Annotated in this window: 19 protein-coding genes; 5 read left to right on the top strand and 14 right to left on the bottom strand. The window is 70.0% G+C overall.

Annotated features, from left to right (window positions below; all coding sequences use genetic code 11):
- Nucleotides 1-124: 124 nt before the first annotated feature.
- The 5 genes from ACFULQ_RS41065 to ACFULQ_RS41045 form a co-directional block, all read right to left on the bottom strand.
- Nucleotides 125-1,012 carry a FadR/GntR family transcriptional regulator gene (locus tag ACFULQ_RS41065; RefSeq protein ID WP_383554589.1) on the bottom strand — a complete coding sequence of 296 codons (888 nt, stop codon included), beginning with the start codon at nucleotides 1,010-1,012 and terminating at the stop codon, nucleotides 125-127.
- Between the two features lie 162 nt (nucleotides 1,013-1,174).
- Entirely contained in the window at nucleotides 1,175-3,295 is a 2,121-nt protein-coding gene (locus ACFULQ_RS41060) for an ATP-binding cassette domain-containing protein (protein WP_383554586.1), read from the bottom strand.
- A gap of 40 nt (nucleotides 3,296-3,335) precedes the next feature.
- The gene (locus ACFULQ_RS41055; RefSeq protein WP_383554583.1) at nucleotides 3,336-4,094 is read right to left on the bottom strand and encodes an NUDIX domain-containing protein; all 759 of its coding nucleotides are present in this window, start codon (nucleotides 4,092-4,094) and stop codon (nucleotides 3,336-3,338) included.
- Nucleotides 4,095-4,144: 50 nt separating this feature from the next.
- On the bottom strand, nucleotides 4,145-6,067 hold the full coding sequence (locus tag ACFULQ_RS41050) for a glycogen debranching N-terminal domain-containing protein (RefSeq protein ID WP_383554592.1): 1,923 nt from the start codon (nucleotides 6,065-6,067) through the stop codon (nucleotides 4,145-4,147).
- 656 nt (nucleotides 6,068-6,723) lie between these two features.
- Entirely contained in the window at nucleotides 6,724-8,574 is a 1,851-nt protein-coding gene (locus ACFULQ_RS41045) for a DUF4192 family protein (protein ID WP_383554580.1), read from the bottom strand.
- Nucleotides 8,575-8,757: 183 nt separating this feature from the next.
- Here ACFULQ_RS41045 and ACFULQ_RS41040 point away from each other — a divergent pair, with 183 nt between their 5' ends.
- Nucleotides 8,758-10,929 carry a RecQ family ATP-dependent DNA helicase gene (locus ACFULQ_RS41040; protein WP_383554577.1) on the top strand — a complete coding sequence of 724 codons (2,172 nt, stop codon included), beginning with the start codon at nucleotides 8,758-8,760 and terminating at the stop codon, nucleotides 10,927-10,929.
- A gap of 291 nt (nucleotides 10,930-11,220) precedes the next feature.
- On the top strand, nucleotides 11,221-11,853 hold the full coding sequence (locus ACFULQ_RS41035) for a hypothetical protein (RefSeq protein ID WP_383554574.1): 633 nt from the start codon (nucleotides 11,221-11,223) through the stop codon (nucleotides 11,851-11,853).
- Between the two features lie 321 nt (nucleotides 11,854-12,174).
- Here the strand turns inward: ACFULQ_RS41035 and ACFULQ_RS41030 are convergent, their stop codons facing one another.
- The 3 genes from ACFULQ_RS41030 to ACFULQ_RS41020 form a co-directional block, all read right to left on the bottom strand.
- Nucleotides 12,175-12,834: a hypothetical protein gene (locus tag ACFULQ_RS41030; RefSeq protein ID WP_383554571.1), complete on the bottom strand. Its 660-nt coding sequence runs from the start codon at nucleotides 12,832-12,834 to the stop codon at nucleotides 12,175-12,177.
- A 68-nt stretch (nucleotides 12,835-12,902) separates the two neighbouring features.
- Nucleotides 12,903-13,604, bottom strand: a complete 702-nt coding sequence (locus ACFULQ_RS41025; protein ID WP_383554569.1) for a ribonuclease HII — start codon at nucleotides 13,602-13,604, stop codon at nucleotides 12,903-12,905.
- Nucleotides 13,605-13,686: 82 nt separating this feature from the next.
- Entirely contained in the window at nucleotides 13,687-14,310 is a 624-nt protein-coding gene (locus ACFULQ_RS41020) for a TetR/AcrR family transcriptional regulator (protein WP_383554567.1), read from the bottom strand.
- Nucleotides 14,311-14,496: 186 nt separating this feature from the next.
- On the opposite strand from ACFULQ_RS41020, the gene ACFULQ_RS41015 reads away from it, so the two are divergent.
- Nucleotides 14,497-16,044 (top strand): MFS transporter, encoded by a 1,548-nt coding sequence (locus tag ACFULQ_RS41015; RefSeq protein WP_383554565.1) that lies wholly within the window; start codon nucleotides 14,497-14,499, stop codon nucleotides 16,042-16,044.
- A 316-nt stretch (nucleotides 16,045-16,360) separates the two neighbouring features.
- Here ACFULQ_RS41015 and ACFULQ_RS41010 read toward each other — a convergent pair whose 3' ends face one another.
- The 3 genes from ACFULQ_RS41010 to ACFULQ_RS41000 form a co-directional block, all read right to left on the bottom strand.
- Nucleotides 16,361-17,266: an ADP-ribosylglycohydrolase family protein gene (locus ACFULQ_RS41010; protein WP_383554564.1), complete on the bottom strand. Its 906-nt coding sequence runs from the start codon at nucleotides 17,264-17,266 to the stop codon at nucleotides 16,361-16,363.
- A gap of 12 nt (nucleotides 17,267-17,278) precedes the next feature.
- Complete coding sequence (locus ACFULQ_RS41005; RefSeq protein ID WP_383554562.1) at nucleotides 17,279-17,938, bottom strand: histidine phosphatase family protein; 660 nt, start codon at nucleotides 17,936-17,938, stop codon at nucleotides 17,279-17,281.
- 119 nt (nucleotides 17,939-18,057) lie between these two features.
- Complete coding sequence (locus ACFULQ_RS41000; protein WP_383554560.1) at nucleotides 18,058-18,663, bottom strand: YdbC family protein; 606 nt, start codon at nucleotides 18,661-18,663, stop codon at nucleotides 18,058-18,060.
- Nucleotides 18,664-18,812: 149 nt separating this feature from the next.
- Here ACFULQ_RS41000 and ACFULQ_RS40995 point away from each other — a divergent pair, with 149 nt between their 5' ends.
- Entirely contained in the window at nucleotides 18,813-19,337 is a 525-nt protein-coding gene (locus ACFULQ_RS40995; RefSeq protein ID WP_383554557.1) for a TerD family protein, read from the top strand.
- A gap of 33 nt (nucleotides 19,338-19,370) precedes the next feature.
- Here the strand turns inward: ACFULQ_RS40995 and ACFULQ_RS40990 are convergent, their stop codons facing one another.
- From ACFULQ_RS40990 to nrdR, 3 genes are all read right to left on the bottom strand, one after another.
- The gene (locus tag ACFULQ_RS40990; RefSeq protein ID WP_383554554.1) at nucleotides 19,371-20,078 is read right to left on the bottom strand and encodes a DUF6215 domain-containing protein; all 708 of its coding nucleotides are present in this window, start codon (nucleotides 20,076-20,078) and stop codon (nucleotides 19,371-19,373) included.
- Nucleotides 20,079-20,221: 143 nt separating this feature from the next.
- A complete protein-coding gene (locus ACFULQ_RS40985; RefSeq protein ID WP_383554551.1) occupies nucleotides 20,222-23,122 on the bottom strand; it encodes a vitamin B12-dependent ribonucleotide reductase in 2,901 nt (966 codons plus the stop codon).
- A gap of 161 nt (nucleotides 23,123-23,283) precedes the next feature.
- Nucleotides 23,284-23,862: a transcriptional regulator NrdR gene (gene nrdR, locus ACFULQ_RS40980; RefSeq protein WP_062238517.1), complete on the bottom strand. Its 579-nt coding sequence runs from the start codon at nucleotides 23,860-23,862 to the stop codon at nucleotides 23,284-23,286.
- Nucleotides 23,863-24,423: 561 nt separating this feature from the next.
- Between nrdR and lexA the strand changes: the two genes are divergently transcribed.
- Nucleotides 24,424-25,203, top strand: coding sequence for a transcriptional repressor LexA (lexA, locus tag ACFULQ_RS40975; RefSeq protein WP_383554549.1), 780 nt, complete (start codon nucleotides 24,424-24,426; stop codon nucleotides 25,201-25,203).
- The last annotated feature ends 143 nt before the right edge of the window (nucleotides 25,204-25,346 follow it).

Here is a 25,346-nt window from a genome sequence, read left to right as displayed (position 1 = left end):
CCGCAGGGTCCCTGGAGATCCTGCGGGGTCCGACGGAGGCGGCTCGGCGGCCGAATGATGCTGCAGGAGAACGATGCTGCAGGAGGGGGAAGACATCCCCGGCCGTGCCGCCCGCTGGGCGCGGTCAGTGCTCGCGCGGGGCGGGTACCACGCGCTCCACCTCGGGGTGGACGGTGAGAAGTTGCCGCATGGCCGCTTCGGCCGCCATTCCGTCGCCGGTGGCGAGGGCGTCGACGATCCGGCCGTGATGCGCCAGCGACGACTCATTCGGCCGGTCACAGCCGGTGACCGGGCCCCCGGAGACCTGGAGGGCGGCCGACACGATCCCGGAGAGGTGTTCCAGCATGCGGTTGCCCGCGACCTGGATGAGCAGGGAGTGGAACTCGGCGTCGGCGCGGGAGAAGGTGAGCGCGTCGCCCTGGCCCATCGCGTGCCCCATGATCTCGACCATGTCGCCGAGGCGCTGCTGGACGTCGTCACGGCCGTGTCCGGCGGCCAGGCGCGCGGCGAGCGGCTCGATCGTCCAGCGCAGCTCGCTCAGCTCGCGGCGCTGATCGTCGCGCTGCGGTCCGAAGGCCCGCCATTCGATGATGTCCGGGTCCAGGAGGTTCCAGTCGCTGACGGGACGCACGCGCGTGCCGACGTTCGGGCGGGCACTGACCAGCCCCTTGGCCTCCAGGACGCGGAGCGACTCGCGGACGACGGTACGGGAGACCTCGAAGCGCTGCCCGATCTCCTCGGGGACGAGCGGCCGGTCTGCTCCCAGATCCCCGGAGACGATCATCTGTCCGAGCTGCTGGACGAGTTGGCCGTGCAGTCCGCGCCCGCGGCTGCCTGCGGCTCGTCGGCCCACGCGGCCCAGCTCCGGGTCCGAGCCGTCCCACACGGAGGCTCCGACGCGGCCGGCGCCCGGGGCCTCGGCGTAGGGGTAGCGGTCGAGTTCGCCCGGGCCGGCCAGACCGGAGTCGGCGGAGCGGGCGGCGGTCATCATGGTGTGCGCAAGGGTACTCACGGATCCTTTGTCGGCGTTGCCCCCAACTCCCTTGAGGTCTTTGGTGAAAAGCACACGAAAGGGTGATCGCTCACCCCGTCGCAATTGACGCCTTATCGGAAAGAAATGCGCTTTCACCGGGGAGTTGTGCGCACGTCAGGACCGGAAGGGCACGGTCGGTCGTCATCGAACCCTGCTGCGCAGGCTCGTGAACAGATATGCGCACAGCAGAGCGGTCAGCGACAACGTCAGTGCACCGCCCACAGGTTGGACGATCACACGCACCGCCCCGGCCAGATAGCGCTCTCCACCAAAGGGCCACTGGAGCAGGAAGACCTCACGCAGCCGCACGGGCAGACCGGCCGCCGTTCGCACGGACGCCCCTTCGAGGGCTTTCTGTACGAGGGGTACGCAGACCACGGGCACCGCGACCACCGCGGCGAGCCCGGCCGTGGTGGACCGGAAGACGCCGGCGGCCAGGACCCCTGCCCAGGCACACCCGATCACGAGTCCGAACCAACTCACGCTCAACGCCAACCAGTCGCCGGGAACTTCCGTGAGCTCCCGTCCGTAGACGAGGTACAGCACTTCGGCGTCGCAGCCCACCGAGAGCAGAGCCAGCACAAGCGCGGTGGCCGCGGCGACGACGAGTTTCGCGGTGAGCAGCCCCAGCCGACGGGGGACGGTGCCGCGGTCCGCGGCCAGGGCGGGGTGGCGGAACTCGTCGCCGAAGGCGAGCGCGCCGAGCAGCCCGGCTCCGAGCGCCGCCGGGGGCAGCGGCAGTTCCCTGGGCCATGCGGCCAGCAGGCGGGCCTGCGGGGTGTGACCCACTCGTGCCAGGAGTACGGCGGTGAGGGCTGACGTGACGAGTACGGCCGCGGCGGTGAGGAACCCGGTGGCGATCCCTGTCGCGCGACGGAGTTCATAGCGGAGCGGGCGAAGAGGGCTGGGGGCGGACCTGACGGAGATGGGGGGTGGGAGGGGGGGTAGGGGGGCGGGGGGCTTGGCTGTTTTCACGGGGCCCGAAGCATCGCGCCCGCTGCCTCCCGCCGAACCGCTGCGGGCCTCCTGGCGGGTGTGCGGCGACGCTTGATCGCCGGACGCGGCCTTCATGGGGTGCCTCGGTCGGTCGTTGCGGCCTGCGAGGGCTCCGCGCGTCGCTCGGTCGTTGTCGGCCCCTGAGGTTACATGCCTCGCTCGGTCCGGTTGGGCCCCTGGGCTTCCATGCGTGGGGCGGTCGGTCTGGCCCCCTGGGGTCCCGTGCGTCAGTCCGTCGCCCTGAGCCTCCCCACCAGCCTCCACGCCTCCCCCAGCACCGGGCGGTTCTCCGGCTTCCGTCTCTGAGACGTCGGCGCGCACGTTTTGAGCCGCCTCCCCTGGAAGCCGGCCAGCACCCTGGGCCTCCTCCCCGGGAAGGAACCCCGCACCCGGCCCCATGTCCCCCATCTCGTCCGCGAGTTGGTGGACGAGAATGCCGTGGCGGAAAGCGGCCTCGCCGACGTCGGCACACGTACTGCCGTACACGGACAGCCGGTTGCCGCCCTCCCTGACCACCTCCACGGATCGGTGCGCCGCGCGAGCCTCCTTGGCCAGCAGGGCGGCGAGGCGGACTGCGTGCGGACTGCGTACGGCGACACGGGGGCGCAGCCTGGTGCGGGCGAACTCCGGGGCGTCCTGATCGGCGGCAAGTCTGCCCTGCTCCAGCGTGACGACCCGATCCGCCACACGCGCGGCCTCCTTGGGCTCGGACGTGGTGAACAGGACTGTGCCGCCCTGGGCCGCATGCGCTCGCAGCATTCCGTGCAGCCAGTGGCTCTCACGGCTGGAAAGTCCGTCGGCGGGATCGTCCAGCACAAGGGTGTGCGGGTCCGCCAACAGGGCACAGGCGAGGCCCAGGCGGCGATCCATGCCACGTGACAACGTGCCGAGCCGCTCGTCACGCAGGCTGACCAGACCCACCACTTCCAGCACCTCGTCGGCGCGCCTGACCGGCACCCCGGCCGCGGCGCACAGCATCCGCAGATGGCCGCGGACCGTGCGAGCGGGATGCCCCGGCACATCGCCCATGAGGACGCCGACCTCGCGCGAGGGATGCGCGATGCGGTGCAGTGGACGTCCCCTGAAGTAGGTGATGCCACGGCCCTGTTGGAGTTCGAGCATCAGTCTGAGCGCCGAGGTCTTGCCCGCACCCGTCGCTCCGAGAAGCGCGGTGACACGGCCCGCACGGGCTTCGAAGGACACGTCGTCGACCGCGGGCGGGAGGTCCTTGCGGGAGTTGCTGGTCAGTCCGAAGGCCTGGATCACCCGTAGCAAGATAGCGCGCTATGTACGGTTTTCGACTGCTTCACACTTCGGGGCGCAGCATCGGAGGGTTGAGCAGAGTGGCTCCACCGGCCCGGAAGAGCTGAGCGGGGCGGCCACCCTGCCGCGTGGTCGTACCGCCGGTGGGCACCAGGAAGCCCGGCGTACCCGTCACCTTGCGGTGGAAGTTGCGTGGGTCGAGGGCCACGCCCCACACCGCCTCATAGACACGACGCAGCTCACCGACGGTGAACTCGGGCGGGCAGAACGCGGTGGCCAGCGACGAGTACTCGATCTTCGAGCGGGCGCGCTCCACACCGTCCGACAGAATCTGCGCGTGGTCGAAGGCGAGCGGTGCGACCGGTTCTCCGTCGCGGCCGTACCCGCCCTGCTGCAACAGCTCCTCGACAGGGGCCCAGCGTGCGTTACTGGCGTCACCACCCGCCCGGGGAGCGGGCAGGTCAGGGGCGAGAGCCAGGTGAGCGACGCTCACCACGCGCATCCGGGGATCACGCTTGGGATCTCCGTAGGTCGCCAGCTGCTCCAGATGAGCACCGTTGTCCTGGGCCGGGACGGCCGGGTCGTGCGCGCGCAGCCCGGTTTCCTCGGCCAGCTCGCGGGCTGCCGCCTGCGCCAGATCCTCGTCGGCCCGTACGAAGCCGCCCGGCAGTGCCCAGCGTCCCTGGAACGGCGGCTCACCCCTGCGCACCGCGAGCGCGCACAGGGCGTGACGACGCACGGTCAGTACGACCAGGTCCACGGTGACGGCGAAGGGCGGAAAGGCTGACGGGTCGTAGGGCATGCGGCGATCATAGTCGTCTGCCTGACGATAAACACTCCCTTCGTTCGAGGTCACGACCCCAGTTGCAGTCCCTCGGCAGCCTCCTCGACCATGGCGAGCCCGAGTCTGCTGACCCGTACCGAGAACGGCGCGCCCGCGATCCGCAGGCCGGTCAGTCCGATCTCTCCGAGAGGCGAGCTGCGCACGGGACGCAGGGTGACCGTCCCCGCCGGGGCGTCGGGACGGATGCCCGCGAGGGCACTCAGCAACAGCACTCCCGCGGCCGCTGCCGTGGCTGCGGGACGGCAGGCCGCCGGATGGGGAAGGGGAACGCTCCCCTCCGTGCGCTGCTCTCCGGCGAACATCTCGGGGAGCCGGTACCCGAAAGCCTCAGCCGCCGCGACCAGTCCCCGCAGGAGCGAGCCGGCCTCCTTCTCGTACCCGGCCGCGGCCAGCCCCGCGACGGCGACGGCCGTCTCGTGGACGCGTACGGCCCCGGTGCGGTGGCCGAACGGGTTGTGTCCCGCCTCCTTCGTGCTCAGGCCGCGCAGACCCCAGCCCGAATCCATGGCCGGGCCACCGAGCAGCCGGGCGAGCTGTTCGGTCTGCACCCTGTCGAGGAGTCCGGGTGCCTGTTGGCCTCCGCCGAGCAAGCCGGTGTCCAGGAGGTGGGCGGCCGTGGCTCCGAGGTGCGGCACGAGGCGGCCGTCCGGAGCACGAGCCGCCGCCGGGCGGCCACCACCACGGTCCTCGACCCAGAAGTCCGCACGAAAGGCCGTTCGCAGTTCACGGGCCCACTGACGAAGCGCCTCCCCACCGGGTCTGCCGAAAGCGTCGAGCAGCTCGGCACCGAGGACAGCCGCGCGATGGGCGTGGGACTGTGTCTCGCAACGGGCCGGACCACCGGGTTGCGGATCGCCCAGATACGTCCCCTCCCCCACGGTCTTTTGCAGCCAGCCCAGACAGCGCTCGGCCGTCGGCAGCAGGTCCTCCGTCTCCTGCCGCGAGAGCCCCCAGCGGAAGGCCTCCTCGAGCAGTGCGGGGAAGAGCAAGGTGGCTTCGGTGCCGGTACAGCCGGCCGGCAGGTGCGGCCCGGCATCCCGGCGTGGCCCGGGGATCATCCCGGACTGTGTCGTGTCCCCCCGGTGTTGGGTGCGCGCGAGGGTGCGGAGCGTCCCGGCGGCGAGCCGGGTGCCGAGCGGCAGGGCCATGCGGGCCGCGGCGAGCGCGTCGGCCGGGGCCAGGCCGCAGCGCCAGGGGGCGCCGGCCGCGAGGTGGGTGTCGGTGGGGTGTGCCGGGTCGCGGAGTAGCAAGGACTGGAGGTCGTCGATGCTCGTGTGCAGGAGAGGCTCGAGCGCGGGGTGATCTCCTGTCGCGCGCGCGGAAGCCAGGGGGCTGGTCGACGCGCGGCCCACGGCTCGGACGGGACCTGCGCCGTCGAGGCGTACACGTAGTTCCAGACCGGCCGTGCCGCCGGGGGGCAGTTCGAGTTCCCAGCGCAGCAGGCCTGCCGACGCCAGCGCGTCGCTGGGTGGCGGTTCGGCTGTGACCGACGCTCCGCCGACCGCGCTGGACCAGCGCAGGCCGGAGTCGTGGACGCTCGCGGGCAGTTCGGGTCCCGCTCGGCCCGACGCGATCGCACCCAGGTCCGCCAGATCCGTGCCGAGTGCCACCTCCACGGGCAGCCGCAGCGGGCGGGTGGCCGCGCTGTGCAGCGTGATGCGTTCCGTCCCGTCGGCGTGGCGGATGCGTTCGACGATGACATCGGGGTCAGGACCCGAGCCGGGCCCCGGGGAGGCACGGACGACCGCGACGAAGCGTGCCCGATCCGCCGCGGTCGTCCGTGCCTGGACCGCGAGCGGCTCACGGCCGGCGACCCGGACCTGGCACTGGGAGAGCACCCGTCGGCCGGCGCGGTAGAAGCCCTCCAGCCCCTCGCCGGTCAGCTGCCCTGTGTCGGTGGAGATGGCGAGGCCCGGAAGCGCCACGCACATGATGGCCGAGTGCGCCGGGGGCAGGTCGGCGGGTCCTCGGGGCACGGAGGGGCCGCCCGGTGGTGGCGGGCCGGACGGGACAGGTGACGTAGGGCGAGAAGAAGGGCTACCGGACGGCAACGGGGTCCGACTCTGATCCGCCGATGTCGAGGGGCGTCGGGCGGACCCTGCCGGTGGAGAGGGCTCACGATCCCAGGACGCCGAAGGAGTACTCCCCCACCGATCAGGCGACCGGTGCTCGGCCGTCACCACGGTGCCCTGGGTGCCGCCGGGGAGCCTCGAGCCGGGCGCACAGGCCGTCGGGCCGGGGTCCGTGCCGCGCGGCGGCGGGCCGGCGCTTCCTGTCCACGCCGTCGTCGGCGCACCGAGGGCGGATCGGTCGTCGTCGGTGGAGGGCGGAGTCGGCTGCTGCAAGGGTCGCTTCCTCTGCGCTCTGTGCGGCTCGGGCGGATGCGGCGCCCGGTGCGGGGCTCCTGAAGGACCAGGACGGTGCGACGGCACGGCCCGGTCGGGCTTTCCGCCACTCAGGTGAACGGGACAGGGCTGTTCAGGGTCACGCCCGCGGGCGCGCATGCCGACCGAATGGCGGCGGACCGGGGGCGCCAGCCGACGGCACAGACGGGACAGCCCGCGCGCGACCCGTCCCCGGCGGCCCCTCATCCCTCTCCCTCGGTGGTACCGCCTGCAGGCAAGGTGCCTTCGGATCGGCACCCGTCGTCCTTGCTTGTGGCACGTCGACGCACGGCACCGGGACGCGTACCGCCGGCAGTGCGGGAGCGCGGGCGGGAATCCTCTGTACTGGAGGGCCGCCCTTCCCCCTCCGCGAGGTGCGGCCGGGCGTCGCTGCGGGTGCCGCTCCGTGTCCGCTTGCGTCGTCGGGAAGCCGTGGCGGGTGGGGATACGGGAAGCGGTTGGGGGTCGCCAGAGAGAGTCGGAAGGGTCTCGGGGTCGTCCGACCGGAGCGGAAGGTCACCTGGAGGAGGTGTCAGAGAGTCGCGGGCGCCGGACAGGTGCGTCGGAAGAGTCCTTTCGGAACCGAGCGCCCGCCTCCCGTCGGGGTCAGCGACGTTCGCCGGTGCCGGTCCCTCTGCCGTCTGCTTGTTGTCGTCGGACTGACAGACCTCCGACCGGGCACGCGTCTCCCGCCCCTGACGTTCCGCGCGCAGACAACGGCGGATCGACTCCGGGTCCAGGCCCTCGTTGCATGCCTGGTGCAGGAGCCGGGCGAAGAGGTAGCTGGGATCCGCGCCAAGAGCCATGGCGAGCGCCTCCCTGGCCTCGATCTCATCGCCACCGGACCACGCGACCCACCCGGCGAGCGTGAGCGGTGCCGCCGCGTGTTCGCCGTAGGGCCCGACGCACCGGCGGGCCAGCGCACGCCACAGCCGTAGGGCCGGCCCGGCCTCCTCTGCCTCCATCCACTCGGCCGCACGGTCCCGGGTCGTGCGGTCCTGCAGGCCGAGGATGAGTGCCGCCGCCTCGTCGTGTCCCAGCAGTTCGTCGTCGCGCAGGTCCGCCTGGAGAGTGCCGGACACGGGTGGGGCTTCGGCGAAGCGTGTGATGGTGCGCCTTGCCAGGCGCACGGTCTCCTCCGCCACTTCCGTTCGGCTCGTCAGGTCGAGCATCCTGGGGACCAATGCCATGCCGGCGGTGTCGAGGGCGACTTCCTGCTCCAGGGCGGCAGCGGTCTCCCAGGGCTGCAACCTGGCCCGCAACTCGCGCAGAGTGCCCCGCACTTGCAGCCCGGCGTACGTCGCCGCGGCGGCGAGCACGGAGGTGCCGGGCAGACCCATCGGAAGTCCCTCCACGGGGCAGCATTCCTCGCTCGGACAACAGTACGACCAGTAGCGGCCACCCGAGATGCACAACGCCTCGATCACGGGAACGTCAAGCCGGCCGCACTCCGTGCGCAGCAGGGCGGCGAGCGGTGCCAGACGCTCCGTGATCTGCTGTCCGGTCTCACCGGCTCCCGGTTCCTGGCAGAGGTAGGCGACCATCTGCTCGGGGCGGGCTCCCCTGCGCTCACTGCCGGTGACCAGCCCGTGGGCCAACTGCCTGGCCACGGCCGCCCAGTCATCCTTGTTCGCGGGAATACCGAGCCGCGCTCGGCCTCCGAACCGGCCACGTCCACCCCGGTCGTGCAGGGCGACCAGCACGATGCTGTCTTCGGGCCGGTATCCGAGGAGGTACGGCAGGGCATCGGCCAGCTCGCCCGGCGTCCTGAGGGTGACCTGGTGCTCGGCGCCGTGTGCGTCGAATCCGACGCGCTCACCGATCCCCGAACCACCACTGTCCCGGCCGCCACCGTCGTGATGTCCTGCACTGCCCCGCCCGCCACCATCGCGACGTCCCCCGCTGTCCGGACCTCCGTCATCGTGCCCACCGCCGTGCCACCCACCGCTGTCGCCTCCATAGCCGTCCCACCCATCACTGCTCCGTCCGCCACTGTCCCGTCCGCCGTTGTCACCGTTTGCGGGCGATCCGGTCGTTTCGCTGTGATTCGTCATGCGCAGACGATCTCGCGGATCGCGATGTTCCGCTTGGCCCTGTGGATAAGTCCGATCAGGGCCACGACAACCAGCTGGTCCGCGTCCACGGATGCGCATTCCACAGGCGATGGAGGGGGCTCTCATCCACAGGCCGCCCGCCGAGACGCCCGACTGTCCGAGGCGTCCTGTTGTATGGGAGGCATGACGCACACGAGCAAGGCCGAGTTGCGCGAGGCTGCTGACGGGATCCTCGCCAGGCTCGTCGGGGACAGCACGGGATCGGCGCGGCTGCGCGAGGATCAGTGGCGAGCCATCGAGGCGCTGGTCGCCGACAAGCGCCGCGCCCTGGTCGTGCAGCGCACGGGGTGGGGCAAGTCCGCGGTGTACTTCGTGGCGACGGCCCTGCTGCGGGAGCACGGCGCCGGACCGACCGTGATCGTCTCCCCGCTGCTCGCGCTCATGCGCAACCAGGTCGACGCCGCCGCCCGAGCCGGCATTCACGCCCGGACCATCAACTCCTCCAACCCCGAGGAGTGGGAGACCATCCACGCCGAGGTCGCCGCGGGCACCGTGGACGTGCTGCTGGTCAGCCCCGAGCGGCTCAACAATCCCGACTTCCGCGACAACGTCCTGCCGGAGCTGTCCGCAGCCACCGGCCTTCTCGTCGTCGACGAGGCGCATTGCATCTCCGACTGGGGCCACGACTTCCGCCCCGACTACCGCAGGCTGCGCACCATGCTCACCGACCTTCCGCCCGGCGTGCCGGTGCTCGCCACCACGGCCACCGCCAACGCCCGGGTCACCGCGGACGTGGCGGAGCAACTCGGCACGGGCAGCGGCTCGGACGCGCTGGTCCTGCGCGGCCCGCTCGACCGCGAGAGCCTCAGTCTCGCCGTGCTCCAACTCCCCGACGCGGCGCACAGGCTGGCCTGGCTCGCCGACCACCTGGACGACCTGCCGGGCTCCGGAATCATCTACACGCTCACGGTCGCCGCGGCCGAGGAGATCACCGCCTTCCTGCGTGAATGCGGGCACACCGTCGCCTCGTACACGGGAAAAACGGAGAACGCCGAACGCCAGCAGGCCGAGGAGGCCCTCCTCGCGAACAAGGTCAAGGCGCTGGTCGCCACCTCCGCGCTCGGCATGGGATTCGACAAGCCGGACCTCGGCTTCGTCGTCCACGTCGGCTCGCCCTCCTCCCCCATCGCGTATTACCAGCAGGTGGGCCGCGCCGGACGTGGTGTCGAGCATGCCGAGGTGCTGCTCCTGCCCGGCCGTGAGGACGAGGCGATCTGGTCCTACTTCGCCTCGGTCGCGTTCCCGCCCGAGGAAGCCGTACGGCGCACCCTCGACGCCCTGGCCCGGGCGGACCGGCCGTTGTCGCTGCCCGCGCTCGAACCGCTGGTCGAGCTGAACCGCACCCGCCTGGAGATCATGCTCAAGGTGCTCGACGTGGACGGTGCCGTCCACCGGGTCAAGGGTGGCTGGATCGCCACCGGGAAGCCCTGGTCGTACGACACCGAGCGCTACGCGTGGGTGGCCAAGCAACGTGCCGCCGAGCAGCAGGCCATGCGCGACTACGCCAGCACCGCGGACTGCCGGATGGAGTTCCTACGGCGTCAGCTGGACGACGAGGAGGCGGCTCCCTGTGGCCGCTGCGACAACTGCGCGGGCCCCCGTTTCACCGCCGACATCTCGCCGGCCGCCCTGGACACGGCGGGCGGCTCCCTCGCCCGGGCCGGTGTCGTGGTGGAGCCGCGCCGGATGTGGCCCACAGGGCTGCCGGCCATCGGCGTCGACCTCAAGGGCCGTATTCCGCCCGGCGAACAGGCCTCCCCCGGCCGGGCCCTCGGGCGGCTGTCGGACATCGGCTGGGGCAACCGGCTGCGTCCGCTGCTCGCGCCCCAGACCCCGGACGCCCCCGTTCCCGACGATGTGGCACACGCCGTCGTGACCGTGCTGGCCGACTGGGCCAAGGGGCCCGACGGCTGGGCCTCGGGCGCCCCGGACGCTCCCACCCGCCCCGTCGGTGTCGTCACGCTGCCCTCGCGCAGCCGGCCTCAGCTGGTGCAGTCGCTCGGGAGCCGGATCTCCACCGTCGGCCGCATCCCGCTCCTCGGCTCCCTCGGGTACACGGACCACTCCGACGACCTCTCCCTGCCCCGCTCCAACAGTGCTCAGCGCCTGCGGGCCCTGCATGGTGCGCTCATCGTGCCCCCGCCCCTGAGGGAGGCGCTTGAAGCAGCAGGCGGTCCTGTGTTGCTCGTCGACGTCATGACGGAGAGCGGATGGACACTCGCCGTAGCCGCCCGGTTGCTGTTGCGGTCGGGCGCCCAGGGGGTGTTGCCTCTGGTGCTGGCGGTACGCGGCTGAGAAGGGCCGGAGTCGGCAAAGGTCCACGCGCGCGCCAGGTGGGGCCTCGAAGAGCCGGGCTCGCAGGCCCCAGGCGTCGCCCGGCAAAACACGGGGTAGGGATATAAGCCACCAACCATCCGATTCGGGTCGGTGGGCCCAATTGCTCGTTGCCGCAACCAAGTTCGGCAGGAAGAATTGAGGTCCGCTCCCCGCACGGCTCGTCCGTGGACCGGTAGGGCTCTGCTGCGGTGCGCGCTCCCCCGAATCCGACCCCGCCCGCCGTATGGGCGCGTAGCCGAAGGGAGGACCGTGACCTTCGGATTCGCTCCGTCCTCCGCGGCGTCCACGTCGTCAGCCGACCTGTCCGCCGCATCCGCCAACCCTCTGGCCCGTCTGCTCGAACCCGCGGAGTGGGCCGAGGCCGGTATCCCGCTGCTGCGCAGTCCGCGCGAGGTTGTCAGCGGGCTGCACTCCCGGCACCAGCCCAAGCCGGCGACCGCGATCGTGGCGGTCCTCGATCCGGACGAACGGCTGCTGGCGAGCGCCTCGTTCACACGCCGCCCGGCACCGGCCGATGGCTGGATGTTCCGGAACACGCTGCTCTCGCAGTTGCGTCGGGTGATCCCGCACGACCTGCGGCGCCGCACTCCCGTGCGCACCGCCGTGCTGCTCTACTGCCGTGAGGGCGACGCTCGTTGGACGGCGGAGGACGGCGCGTGGATGTGGGGACTGCGTGACGCCTGCACCCTGCACGGACTGCGCTGCGGGGCGTACATCACGCTGACGCGCGACGGCTGGCAGGTCCTCGGTGAGGGCCGCGGCGGGCGGCGGCCGAACGCGGATTCCGCGCCGGAACCCTTCGCCACCTCCGAGTCGCCGCCCCTGCTGCCGCGCACCGGCGGTGCCGCCTCAGAGGTTCTGCGCCGCGCCGCGGCTCGCTGAGAACCGCAGCCCCCCGAGGGCTGCGGCTCTCCGCCGACCGCGCCCGACTCCGACACCGTCACTCCGGCCGTACGTCGCACACGTACGGCCCAGGCGGATTCACCAGGGGTTCGCCGGGTCCGAGGCCCCGCGCCTGCTGCCGCGCACCGGCGGCCGCTCGCGACACACCCGAGCACCACACGCACACGTCCATAGCGGCGAAGCGCGAAACGGCGTGCGCCCTCCACGCGGACGCGAGCATGCCAAACCGACCGCCGTGCAGGTGCCGCGCAAGCGGCACCATCGGTCACCCCCCGGCGTCTCCGGACATACCGGAACCGCTCAGACGCCCGCGCCCAGTACCGAGTTGATCTGCTGCGGGTCGCCGCAGACGATCAGCAGGGCACCGGCCCGGGCGTGGGCCAGCGGCAGGGCCTCGGCGGCAGCGGCGGCGGATCCGCCGTTGACGGCGACCACGACCACGGGACGCGACGCGGCACGCGAGGCAGCGTTGGCATCCGCGTAGAACACGTCGTCACCGGCGTCGTGCTGCGCCCAGTAGGCGGCTTCACCGAAGGACAGTTCGTGGGCGGCCCACGGATGGTGTTCGCCGGTGGTGATCACCAGCACCTCACCGGGGGCACGGCCCGACTCCAGCAGCAGATCGACAGCCTCTTCGGCAGCGTCGAGCGCACCGGCGGCCGAGGCCGGGATGAGCTGGATCTGCGGAGTCGTCGAAGCAGCAGCCGGGACCGGAGCCGGGGCGCTCACAGCAGGGGCAGCGGGGCCCGGCAGTCCGGGCTTGGCCACGGCCACGTCATGCGGCGTCCGTTGCGCCGGCGGCGTGGGCCGCAGGGGGCCGGGACGACCGGGACGCGGCGGAGCCACGGGGCGGGGGCCGGGTACGGGACGGGGGGTCGGCGCGGTGCGGCCGCTGGCCGGAGTGGCGCGGGGACCCTGGGCACTCTCGTGAATCTGAGGCTCCTCGGGAATGAGAGGCATGGGCTGATATTTATCAAACGTTGGTGCGGCTCGCGTCAGCGGGTGGCGCATGAGTGCGAGCGGAATCGTCAGAAATCGAAGCCGAGCTGGCCCTCGATCGCCGGAGCGCTTCCACTCGCCCAACTGCGGGCCTTCTTGAGGTGCTGCCACTGAGGCAGCGCATCAAGATACGCCCACGACAACCGGTGGTACGGGGTGGGGCCCCGGACCTCCAGCGCGGCCTTGTGCACGGGTGAGGGATACCCGGCGTTGGCCGCGAAGTCGAAGTCTGCATGGTCGATACCCAGTTCGGCCATCATTTTGTCTCGCTGAACCTTGGCGATCACCGAGGCCGCCGCGACCGCCACACAGGACTGGTCGCCCTTGATGACGGTCCGGACCTTCCACGGCGTACCGAGGTAGTCGTGCTTCCCGTCGAGGATCACCGCGTCGGGACGGGCCGGGAGGGCCTCCAGGGCGCGCACGGCGGCGATCCGCAGAGCGGCCGTCATCCCCAGGTCGTCGATCTCCTCGTGACTCGCGTGCCCCAGGGCGTACGAGGTCACCCAGGTCCGCAGTTCCTCGGCGAGTTCAGTACGGCGTTTGACGGTGAGCAGCTTGGAATCGGTGAGGCCTTGGGGCGGTCGGCGCAGTCCGGTGACGGCCGCGCAGACGGTGACGGGGCCGGCCCAGGCACCTCGCCCGACCTCGTCGACACCGGCAATGATCTTCGCTCCGGTCGTGGCGCGGAGGGAGCGCTCGACGGTGTGAGTAGGAGGTTCGTACGGCATGGCGCCCTTAGCCTACGCCGCTCGGATCACCCTGCGACACCCCGGTTTCCCCGACGAGCGACAGGACGCCCGCGATCACCGTTCAGGGGCCGGTCGGGCGCAGCAGAGGCAGGATGAACTGGTCGATCATCTCTTCGAGATCCTCATCCCCCCATTCGCTGCCGCGCATCTTGGAGCGATACATCATCATGGCCGGAATGGCGTCGAAGACGAAGTCGTTCGCCGCGTCAGGGCGTACCTCTCCCCGCTCTATTCCCCGTGTGACAATCTCGCGCAGCAGCTTGACGCTTGGCTCCACGACGCCGTTGAAGATGACCGTATGGAAGCGCTCGGCCTGGGCCTGATCGCATTCGTGAATGACCGCCCGTAGCGCGAAACCGGGGCGCGAGTACATCGCCTCGCGCGCCTGCCGGCACAGTTCGAGCAGATCCTCGCGCACACCACCGAGGTCGGGCACCTCCTCGAAGCGCGGCAGTCCGGCCCGCAGGGCGTCCGCGACCAGGTCCTCCTTGGACGGCCAGCGGCGATAGACCGCAGCCTTGCCCGTCTGGGCTCCGGCGGCGACGCCTTCCATCGTGAGGCCGTTCCAGCCGACCGTACTGAGCTGCTCCAGGGCGGCGTCGAGGATCGCACGCTCCAGCACGGCGCCGCGCCGACGGAGGGAGGCCGTCCGGGCGGGGGCGGCCGTCCAGCGCGAGGTAACCATCTGAGTGTCTCCAGCGAACAGGGAAGCGGGATTCCGGGGAGGGCGGGGACGCTGCGCGGCGACATAGGGGGATACGCCACGCACCGACAAAGTTAAGTGAACGCTTGCGTTCACTAGTGGGGACTCACTACCGTTGACGCGACAGTGAACGCCACCGTTCACTAACGCGCTTGTGGGGGACCCATAGTGACAACCTCTCAGTTGATCAAAGATCAGAAACCAGGTGCGGCCCGCCGGGAAGGGCATCCCGGCATCGCGCTCACCGTCATTGCGGCCTGCCAACTCATGGTGGTACTCGACGCCACGATTGTGAACATCGCGCTGCCGCACATTCAAGACGCGCTCAAGTTCAGCACCACCGACCTCACATGGGTCGTCAGCGCCTACACGCTCACCTTCGGCGGCCTGCTGCTTCTGGGCGGCCGGGCAGGTGACATCCTCGGGCGCCGCCGCGTCTTCATGACCGGCATCCTGCTGTTCACCTTCGCTTCCCTGCTCGGCGGACTCGCCCAGGAACCCTGGCAGCTGCTGGCCGCACGTGTCCTGCAGGGCGTGGGCGGCGCGATCGCGTCGCCCACTTCGCTGGCGCTGATCACCACCACGTTCCCCGAGGGTCCCGAACGGAACCGGGCCTTCGGTGTCTTCGCCGCCGTCTCCGCGGGCGGTGGCGCGATAGGCCTGCTGGCGGGAGGCATGCTCACCGAGTGGCTCGACTGGCGGTGGGTGCTCTTCGTCAACGTGCCGATCGGCGTACTGATAGCGGTACTGACCCCGCTCTACATCAGCGAGTCCGAGCGGCACACCGGTCGCTTCGACATCGCGGGGGCCCTGACCTCCACCGGAGGCATGGCCCTGCTCGTCTACGGCTTCATCCGCGCCGCCGACGAGGGCTGGCGGGACAGCCTGACCATCGGGTCCTTCGGCGTCGCCGTGGTGCTCCTGCTCGCCTTCGCGTACATCGAGTCGCGGGCCAAGGAGCCGATCACCCCGCTGCGGATGTTCGCCGACCGCAACCGAGCCGGTACTTACGTGATCATGCTGAGCCTGGCCGCGGCGATGTTCGGGATGTTCTTCTACATCGTGCTCTTCGTCCAGAACGTCCTGGACTACACCCCGATCGAGGCCGGGCTCGCGTTCCTCCCGGTGACTGTCGTGATCGCGCTTGGCGCGGGTCTGTCGCAGCGGTTCCTGCCGGTGCTGGGCCCCAAGCCGTTCATGCTCACGGGCTCGGCGCTCGCGGTGGCCGGTCTCGCCTGGCAGGCGCTCATCAGCTCCGACAGCTCCTACGTCGGCGGAGTGCTGGGCCCGATGCTGGTCTTCGGCTTCGGCATGGGCCTGAACTTCGTGACACTGACGATCACAGCGGTCTCCGGTGTCGCCCAGCATGAGGCCGGTGCGGCTTCCGGGCTGCTCAACGCCACGCAACAGGTGGGTGGTTCGCTCGGACTGTCCATCCTGACGACGGTGTTCGGGTCGGCCAGCAAGGACGAGGCGGAGAAGCAGCTGCCGCACTTCATGGCCGACGGTTCCGCGGAGCAGAAGGCGGAGTTCGCCAAGACGCACCAGCTCCCCGCCCCCTGGGGCCACGAGGTGCTCGCTCAGGGCATCTCCACGGGCTTCGTCGCGGCGGCCGCGATGGCCGTACTCGCCCTGGTCAGCGCCTGGTTGGTGATCAAGGTCCGCAAGAGCGACCTGGAGGCGCTCGCCGGCACGGCGGGTCCGGGCCTCGGCTGACCGAGCCGGGCTCACGCCGAGCATCGGATGGCCGGACAGGGGCCCGCGGGCCGACCACGGTCCGGCCATCCGCGCCGGGAGCGCCCACCACAGCACAGCAAGCACCGACACCGACAACCACCCCATCGAAACCACCCCCGCGCCTGTCTACCGCGCACCCACCGGCCCACCCGTCGCACAGCAACTGCCACGTCAACGACCACACGGTCACGCAGAGTTCCCGACGTGCACGGAGAGTTTCCAAGCGTCGGCGAGTCACAGAACTCGGAGAGTCTCCAGGCAAGGAAAGTCGCCGGCGAGGCGCCCCCGTGGCCCCTCAGCCCGCGACCCGCATCCACTCCGGGAAGGCCTCGGTCCGCTCCACCCACTCGGCCGGCGGCGCACCGGCCTTCCCGCCGGCGATCACCCCGCCCACGATGGCGCAGGTCGTGTCCACGTCACCGCCCACCTGGGCGGTCGTCCAGAACGCCTCTTCGTAGTCGCCCAGAGATCGGGCAGCCGACCAGAGCGCGAACGGCACGGTGTCATGGGCCGTCGTACGGCGTCCGCAGCCCAGCACCGCAGCGACGGTGGAGGCGTCGTCGTAGTCGAGCATGTCGCGGGCCCTGCGCAGCCCCGCGCCGACGGCACTCTTCGGGATGAGCGCGATGACGCCGTCGAGGAGCGCCCCGGGGCTCGGCGGGCCACTGGGATCCGCCACCAGGGCGGCTGCCGCGGCGACCGCCATGGCGCCGACGACGGCCTCACGGTGCTGGTGCGTGGGATAGGCGGAGATCTCCGCCTGGTGGGTCGCCTGCTCCGGGTCGTCCGCGTAGTAGGCGCCGAGAGGCGGGATGCGCATCGCGGCACCGTTGCCCCAGGAGCCCTGCCCGTTGAAGAGGGCCGCGGCGAGCTCGCGCCAGTCGCCGCCTTCACGGACGAGCCTGAGCAGACGGTTGACCGCAGGGCCGTAGCCGCGGTCGAAGTCGTGGTGATGGGCGAAGGAGTGGGCCAGGGCGTCCTGGTCGATGCGGTGGTGCGCGCCCAGGACGGCCACCACCGAGCAGGCCATCTCGGTGTCGTCGGTCCACTGCCAGAGGCCGGGCGGCAGCTCACGGTTCTTGAGGAGGGGGTAGTTCACTGGCACGAAGAACTGCGAGCCCAGTGCGTCCCCCACGGCCAGACCACGCAGACTGGCCAGGGCGCGCTCCAGGCGCCCGTCGGAAGAGAGGTCAGAGGTCATCGGTCTGCCACTCTAGTCGGTGATCCCGTACGGTTCCGGATCTCGCCAACGTTCGAACGGCCGGTCCATGACGTACTTGTCGTCGTCCCCGAGAACGAGCATCCGCATCTCCGCGTTCCCCGGGTTCGACAGCGACTCGAACTCCGCGACCGTCCAGTGGAACCAGCGCATGCAGAACAGCCGCATGGCCAGCCCGTGCGTCACGATCAGAACGTTCGGCGGGTGGTCGGGCGCCTCGAAGCTGCGGAACAGGCTCTCCAGGAAGCCGCCGACCCGGTCGTACACGTCGGCCCCGGACTCCCCCTGGGCGAACCGGTAGAAGAAGTGCCCGTACGCGTCCCGATAGGTCTTCTGAAGACGTACGTCGTCCCGGTCCTGCCAGTTCCCCCAGTCCTGCTCCCGCAGCCGGGGTTCCTCACGCACCCGTATGAGCTCGGGGTCCAGGTGGAAGGCGCGCAGCGTCTCGTGGGTGCGTCGGTACGGGGAGACGTACACGCTGACGCGTTCGCGGCCGAAGATCTCGCGCAGCCGTTTACCCGTCTCCTCTGCCTGTCGCCAGCCCTGCTCCGTCAGGGCCAGGGCGTGGTCGGGCTCGCGTTCATACACAGTGTCATCAACATTGCCCGTTGACTCCCCGTGCCGGACAAGGACGATGCGCCGTGGTCGTGCCATGCCAAAACCCTAGATCGAGTCGCGCCGTATCAAGCACTCGTACGGGCTCCATACAGCGTAGGTCACACAGTTTTCCCACCAGGAGCTACATACGGACGCATCTGTACCGAGTTCGGATATCAAACCGTCCATGCCGGTTCGAGGTCCACGATGTCACCCGTGAGGGCGGCTACGTCGGCTTCCGTCTGGGCGCGCAGGGCGAGGCGCTCCACCCTTTCGGTGCGGTACTTGCCGTGTTCGGCGGCCGATCGCCACATGGAGAGCACCAGGAACTCGTGCCCCGGGGCCTCGCCGAACAGTCCCCGGATCATGCCGGGTGAGCCGGCCATCGCCGGGTTCCAGACCTTCTCCTGCATCAGGGTGAAGTGCTCCGCGCGGTCCTCGTGGACGCGGCAGTGGGCGAACCGCACCAGGTCGGCGTCGGTGAAGCGCGGCTCGAAGCCCGTCTTCACGTCGAAGCGGTAGTCGAACAGCTTGACCTGGATGTCCTTGAACGTGCCTGATTGCGCCGCCGCGAGCCGGTCGTGGGAACGCGCCATGAAGGAGTCGTAGAAGGAACGGCTCTCCCAGAAGGAGAAGATGTGCGCCACACCCTGCCGCCCCCGGCTCCAGCCTCCGCCCTGTCCCCGAAACCCCGGCTCTCCCAGAAGCCCCGCCCACTTTCGCTGCCCCCGCTCGAAGCCGCGGCGGTCCACCACGGTGCAGCGAATCCACTTGACCAGCACCGCGCCATCGTAAGGCCCCCGAGCGTGGCGTCGGTCACGCTCTGCGGGAGAGCGCACCCCCCAACTGTCGGACCCGCGTGGCAGGATGGACAACCGGTCTTGCCTGACCGGCAGTTCGGGCCGTGGACACAGGGGGAAGGGGACGTCTGGTGAGCGCCATCAACAAGGGGATCCGCAAAGTCGAAGTCGCGCTCAAGTGGGATCCGAGTCCGGCCGGGCAGCCGGCCACCGATCTGGACATCGTTGCCGCGACCTACGTGGCGGACGCCCCGTACGGAGATCCCGCCTATGTGGTGCACTTCGACAGCCGCTCCCCCGACGGCACCATCTACCTCAACCGGGACAGCAAGGACGGCAAGGGCTTCGGCTGGGACGAGGTCATGACCCTGGAGCTCGACCGGCTCGACCCGCGGTACACACGTGTGGTGGTCGGCGCCGTCATCCAGCAGCGCTCCGCGCACCGCACCTTCGTCGGCGTGGCGAACCCGGCCCTGCGCATACGGGAGGGCTACACGGTCCTGGCCGAGGACGACTTCGGCAGCGTCCTCGGCGCGACGGCGGCGACCATCGCCGAGTTCGTCCGCCAGGAATCCGGCACCTGGGACTTCCACCCCGGGATCAGCGGCTTCGAGGACGACCCTGCCACCTTCACCCGGAGCATGGGCCGCAAGTGACGCGTCTGCGGGCCACGGTGCGCAAGTGAAGCGTCAGCCGGCGGCCCAGCCGGGGACCGTCGGCAGCACCGTCTCGGCGACGCGGATCAGGGCGAAGTCGTCGGGTACGACGTCGTCCTGGCGCCATATGGTGACCTCGTAGAAGCCACCGCCGTCCTTGGCGTCCTTGGCGACCACCAGACTGCGGGCGATGCCGCCGGGACCGGTGTCGGCCTTCCCGCCGCCGAAGTTGAACTGCAGGGCGATGGTCCGGTCCGAGTAGAGGACCGCCGGGTGCCCACCTATCACCGTGTTCTGCGCCGAGTTCCCCAGGAAGCCGACCATCCCGGCCACCGGGACGTCCTCCTCGGACGTGGAGAGCTTGACCGAGTAGGTGGCCAGCTGGATCTCCGCCTCGGGCGTGACGGTCTTCGCGCCGTCGGCCCACTTGCTCGTGGTCTCGTTGCCGCTGGCGTTCATCGCGTACTCGTCCGGTGTGCCGAGCAGCGTGGGCAGGTCGGCGCGGTTGAGAGCCGTACACAGCTGCATCCCGGAGACGGGCCTCGAAGGCCGGGCGCCGTCCGACGCGTCGCAGGCGGCTGGTTTGGGTTCACTGGTCTTCTGCTGAAAGGTCCCTGACAACAGAAGAGCGGCGAGGCCCCCGACCACCACCAGCGCCATGAGGGCCTGGCCCCACTCGTTCATGCTCTTCTCGGGTCTCGCGACGCTCTTCGTGGCATCGGTGATCTGCTGCTCGCTCATGGCCCCCGTGTCCCCACCCTGCTCTTCGCGCCGGTCGTGCGCGGAGGGAGCCTAGCGCGTGATCGACTCGTGGAGAAACGGAAAAGAACGAGGGCGGTGCGGCCGGTTTCCCGACCGCACCGCCCTACGCGGCTAGTTCGACGTCAGCTGCAACCGCTGGTCGAGCCACAGCCCTCGCAGATGTAGCAGGAACCGGCCCGCTGCATCTTCGTACCGCAGGAGAAGCAGAGCGGGGCGTCGGCCTGGATGCCCAGCTGCATCTCCACCAGCTCGGCGCTGGTGTGAGCCTGCTTCGGGGCGGGCTTGGCCGCCTCGACCGCCGCCTTGGGCGTGACGACCGCCTTCAGCTCCTGGGTGCGCGGCGCCGACTGGGCCAGTCCTTCGACGTCGACCTCGTCCTCGGTCGGCTCGTAGGAGCCGGTCTCCAGGTGCCGCTGACGCTCCTCTGCGGAGTGGATGCCGAGCGCGGAGCGCGTCTCGAAGGGCAGGAAGTCGAGCGCCAGGCGTCGGAAGATGTAGTCGACGATCGACTGCGCCATCCGCACGTCCGGGTCGTCCGTCATGCCGGCCGGCTCGAAGCGCATGTTGGTGAACTTCGAGACGTACGTCTCCAGCGGCACGCCGTACTGGAGGCCGACGGAGACCGCGATGGAGAAGGCGTCCATCATGCCCGCGAGGGTCGAGCCCTGCTTCGACATCTTCAGGAAGACCTCGCCGAGACCGTCGTCCGGGTAGGAGTTGGCGGTCATGTAGCCCTCGGCGCCGCCGACGGTGAAGGACGTCGTGATGCCGGGACGGCCCTTCGGGAGGCGCTTGCGGACCGGGCGGTACTCGATGACCTTCTCGACCGTCTCGCGGATGGTCGCCTCGGCCTTCTCGGTGACCTCGGTCTTCTCCTTCTCCTTGGTCTTCGCGGAGAGGGGCTGGCCGACCTTGCAGTTGTCGCGGTAGATGGCGAGCGCCTTGACGCCCATCTTCCAGGCCTCGAAGTAGATCTCCTCGACCTCCTCGACGGTCGCCGACTCCGGCATGTTGACCGTCTTGGAGAGCGCGCCGGAGATCCACGGCTGGATCGCGGCCATCATGCGGACGTGGCCCATCGCGGAGATGGAACGCTCGCCCATGGCGCAGTCGAAGACCTCGTAGTGCTCGTGCTTGAGGCCGGGGGCGTCGACGACATTGCCGTTCTCGGCGATGTGGGCGACGATCGCCTCGATCTGCTCCTCCTGGTAGCCCAGGCGGCGCAGGGCCTGCGGGACGGTGCCGTTGACGATCTGCATCGAGCCGCCGCCGACCAGCTTCTTGAACTTGACCAGCGCGAGGTCGGGCTCAAGACCGGTGGTGTCGCAGGACATCGCGAGACCGATGGTGCCGGTCGGGGCGATGACGGACGCCTGGGAGTTACGGAAACCGTTCTTCTCACCGAGACGCAGCACGTCCTGCCAGGCCTCCGTGGCGGCGGCCCAGATCGGCGTGTCCAGGTCGTCCATGCGGACGGCCTTGGTGTTCTCGTCGGCGTGCTGCTTCATGACCCGAAGGTGCGGCTGCGCGTTGCGGGCGTAGCCGTCGTACGGGCCGACGACCGCGGCGAGTTCGGCGGAACGCCGGTACGAGGTGCCGGTCATCAGGGAGGTGATGGAGCCGGCGAGAGCACGGCCGCCGTCGGAGTCGTACGCGTGGCCGGTCGCCATCAGCAGGGCGCCGAGGTTGGCGTAGCCGATGCCGAGCTGGCGGAACGCGCGCGTGTTCTCGCCGATCTTCTGGGTCGGGAAGTCCGCGAAGCAGATGGAGATGTCCATCGCGGTGATGACGAGCTCGACCACCTTGGCGAAGCGCTCGACCTCGAAGGACTGGTGGCCCTTGCCGTCGTCCTTCAGGAACTTCATGAGGTTCAGCGAGGCGAGGTTGCAGGACGTGTTGTCCAGGTGCATGTACTCGCTGCACGGGTTCGAGCCGTTGATACGGCCGGACTCCGGGCACGTGTGCCAGTGGTTGATGGTGTCGTCGTACTGGATGCCCGGGTCGGCACAGGCCCACGCGGCCTCGGCCATCTTGCGGAACAGCGCCTTGGCGTCGACCTCTTCGATGACCTCGCCGGTCATGCGGGAGGTCAGCCCGAACTTGCCGCCCGTCTCGACAGCCTTCATGAACGTGTCGTTCACACGGACCGAGTTGTTGGCGTTCTGGTACTGGACGGACGTGATGTCGTCGCCGCCCAGGTCCATGTCGAAGCCCGCGTCGCGAAGAGCGCGGATCTTCTCCTCTTCCTTCACCTTGGTCTCGATGAAGTCCTCGATGTCGGGGTGGTCGACGTCGAGGATGACCATCTTGGCGGCGCGGCGGGTGGCGCCACCCGACTTGATCGTCCCTGCGGAGGCGTCGGCACCGCGCATGAAGGAGACGGGACCGGAGGCGTTGCCGCCGGAGGACAGCAGCTCCTTGGAGGAGCGGATGCGGGAGAGGTTCAGGCCGGCACCGGAGCCGCCCTTGAAGATCATGCCCTCTTCCTTGTACCAGTCGAGGATCGACTCCATGGAGTCGTCGACGGCCAGGATGAAGCAGGCCGAGACCTGCTGCGGCTGGGGCGTACCGACGTTGAACCACACCGGGCTGTTGAAGCTGAAGATCTGGTGCAGGAGGGCGTACGCCAGTTCGTGCTCGAAGATCTCCGCGTCGGCGGGCGAGGCGAAGTACTTGTAGTCCTCGCCGGCCTTCCGGTACGTCTTCACGATGCGGTCGATCAGCTGCTTGAGGCCGGTCTCGCGCTGCGGGGTGCCGACGGCACCGCGGAAGTACTTGCTGGTGACGATGTTGACCGCATTCACCGACCAGAAGTCGGGGAACTCGACGCCGCGCTGCTCGAAGTTGACCGAGCCGTCGCGCCAGTTGGTCATGACGACGTCACGGCGCTCCCAGGCCACCTCGTCGTACGGATGCACGCCGGGAGTGGTGTGGATGCGCTCGATACGCAGGCCCTTGTTCGCAGCCGCCTTGGTGCCCTTGGCGCGGGAACTCCGTGCCGGACCGCTCGCCGTCTCTGTCATGCCGCCTCCCTGTACGGGCTAAAACGCCCTGAAGTGCCACGTTGTTCCCGTGACACGGTGTTCTGTCTGGTGTTGCGGGCACCCACTCGCTACCGCCCGCAACAGGTCTCGTTCGCCGCCGTCCGGCCGGGCCGGGGTCTCCACCCGGTCCGGCCCGCCGATCAGTCGGCGGCGCGGGCGGGCTCGGGGACCTGAGCAGTCCCCCCGGGCCCGCGATCGTCTTCCTGGCTCCCCACGACGGCCTCATTGCCGCCCTCAGCCTCTCCGCGGTCCTCGTCGTCCGCGGCGGGGGGTCCCGTGTCTTCCCTCAGTTCCGCGATCGCGGCCTCGAAGTCCTCGAGCGAGTCGAACGCCCGGTAGACGGAGGCGAATCGCAGATACGCGACGAGATCGAGCTCCTGCAACGGGCCGAGTATGGCCAGCCCCACGTCATGCGTGGTCAGCTCGGCGCTTCCGGTGGCCCGCACCGCCTCCTCGACCCGTTGGCCGAGCTGGGCGAGCGCGTCCTCGGTGACAGGCCGTCCCTGGCATGCCTTGCGCACACCGTTGATGACCTTGGTACGACTGAAAGGCTCGGTGACTCCGGACCGCTTGACCACCATCAGCGAGCACGTCTCCACGGTCGTGAAACGACGGGAGCAGTCCGGACACTGGCGGCGCCTGCGGATCGACGTGCCGTCGTCGGTCGTACGACTGTCGACGACGCGGCTGTCGGGGTGCCTGCAGAAGGGGCAGTGCATGAACTCCCAACCCTCCTCACAGCAGACTCAATAGCCTCGCTGAGCCCCATGGGCCCCTCGAAGCAGCCCCAAGCATAGGCGATCGCGGCGGGCGTGGAGACCCGGGGGACCACAACTTCTGGGCTGCTGTAGCAATCCAAGCACTACATGTAGGGATCGGCACGACAAACACGCCGTACGCGCGTGTCGCGTCCGTATTGGCATGTGCCAGACGACCACCCCGGCTCCCGGCGAACACGGCGCACAGCCGTATCGCTGCGCCGCATGCGGAGATACCGTGGGCGCCACAAGGAGGGGGCGTGGGATTCCCGCAGAGATGGGAGCCGGTGCCCGGCTGACAGGGCACCGAGTGGCAGACTGACCCAACAAACCGCGAGGTCGCCACCGGCGGTGAAGAGTACAGCAATGGGCCCTTTTGTTCGGCGGTCGGCGCGTTAGCCATACACCCAGACACTTGATCGCGTCAGGCAATCCGCGATTTTTCACTCGAACGTGTGTTTGGCGCAACCTTTCGAAAGCAACTACCGTTGTCCAGCAGGGAGACCATCGAGAGGGGCCGACGTGACCACGACCGCAGACAGTGCCACCATCACTGCCCAGGACCGTTCCCAGGGCCGACTCGAGCCGGTGCATGCGATGAACGAAGCCGTGAATCCCGAGGGACACAAGCGCTCCCTGCCGGGCCGACCTCCAGGCATCAGGGCCGACAGCTCGGGACTCACCGACCGGCAGCGCCGGGTGATCGAGGTCATCAGGGACTCCGTCCAGCGGCGCGGCTACCCGCCGTCCATGCGGGAGATCGGCCAGGCGGTGGGCCTGTCCAGCACCTCGTCCGTCGCCCATCAGCTGATGGCACTGGAGCGCAAGGGCTTCCTGCGCCGCGACCCCCACCGCCCGCGCGCGTACGAGGTGCGCGGCTCCGACCAGGGCGCCTCGGTGCAGCCCACGGACACCACGGGCAAGCCCGCCGCCTCGTACGTCCCGCTGGTGGGCCGGATCGCCGCCGGTGGCCCGATCCTCGCCGAGGAATCCGTCGAGGACGTGTTCCCCCTCCCGCGCCAGCTCGTCGGCGACGGTGAGCTGTTCGTCCTCAAGGTCGTCGGCGACTCGATGATCGAGGCCGCGATCTGCGACGGCGACTGGGTCACCGTCCGCCGCCAGCCCGTCGCCGAGAACGGCGACATCGTCGCCGCGATGCTCGACGGCGAAGCCACCGTCAAGCGCTTCAAGCGCGAGGACGGCCATGTCTGGCTTCTCCCCCACAACTCCGCGTACGAGCCGATCCCCGGCGACGACGCGACGATTCTCGGCAAGGTGGTGGCAGTACTGCGGCGCGTCTGAGCACCGCGGCAGGCCTCGCCGATTCGACCGGGCCCCGGAACCCCTGCGCCGGTTCCGGGGCCCTGCGCTGTCCGGATCCGGTGACGACGGACCGGGATCGTGGGGGTGGCCCCTGCCAGGCGTTGGGGGGGGCGACCCCCACC

Origin of the sequence: Streptomyces sp. NPDC057253, from assembly GCF_042669125.1 — a bacterium.
Taxonomy (GTDB): domain Bacteria; phylum Actinomycetota; class Actinomycetes; order Streptomycetales; family Streptomycetaceae; genus Streptomyces.
The sequence above is the reverse complement of the archived record's forward strand: the minus strand, read 5'-3'. Positions and strand labels throughout refer to the sequence as shown.

Coding starts and splice junctions, on each gene's coding strand:
- ACFULQ_RS41055 (WP_383554583.1), bottom strand. CDS start 4,094: ATGCCCTACGACCCGTCAGCCTTTCCGCCCTTCGCCGTCACCGTGGAC.
- ACFULQ_RS41050 (WP_383554592.1), bottom strand. CDS start 6,067: ATGTGCGTGGCGCTTCCGGGCCTCGCCATCTCCACCGACACAGGGCAG.
- ACFULQ_RS41045 (WP_383554580.1), bottom strand. CDS start 8,574: ATGACGAATCACAGCGAAACGACCGGATCGCCCGCAAACGGTGACAAC.
- ACFULQ_RS41040 (WP_383554577.1), top strand. CDS start 8,758: ATGACGCACACGAGCAAGGCCGAGTTGCGCGAGGCTGCTGACGGGATC.
- ACFULQ_RS41030 (WP_383554571.1), bottom strand. CDS start 12,834: ATGCCTCTCATTCCCGAGGAGCCTCAGATTCACGAGAGTGCCCAGGGT.
- ACFULQ_RS41025 (WP_383554569.1), bottom strand. CDS start 13,604: ATGCCGTACGAACCTCCTACTCACACCGTCGAGCGCTCCCTCCGCGCC.
- ACFULQ_RS41020 (WP_383554567.1), bottom strand. CDS start 14,310: ATGGTTACCTCGCGCTGGACGGCCGCCCCCGCCCGGACGGCCTCCCTC.
- ACFULQ_RS41010 (WP_383554564.1), bottom strand. CDS start 17,266: ATGACCTCTGACCTCTCTTCCGACGGGCGCCTGGAGCGCGCCCTGGCC.
- ACFULQ_RS41005 (WP_383554562.1), bottom strand. CDS start 17,938: ATGGCACGACCACGGCGCATCGTCCTTGTCCGGCACGGGGAGTCAACG.
- ACFULQ_RS40990 (WP_383554554.1), bottom strand. CDS start 20,078: ATGAGCGAGCAGCAGATCACCGATGCCACGAAGAGCGTCGCGAGACCC.
- ACFULQ_RS40985 (WP_383554551.1), bottom strand. CDS start 23,122: ATGACAGAGACGGCGAGCGGTCCGGCACGGAGTTCCCGCGCCAAGGGC.
- nrdR (WP_062238517.1), bottom strand. CDS start 23,862: ATGCACTGCCCCTTCTGCAGGCACCCCGACAGCCGCGTCGTCGACAGT.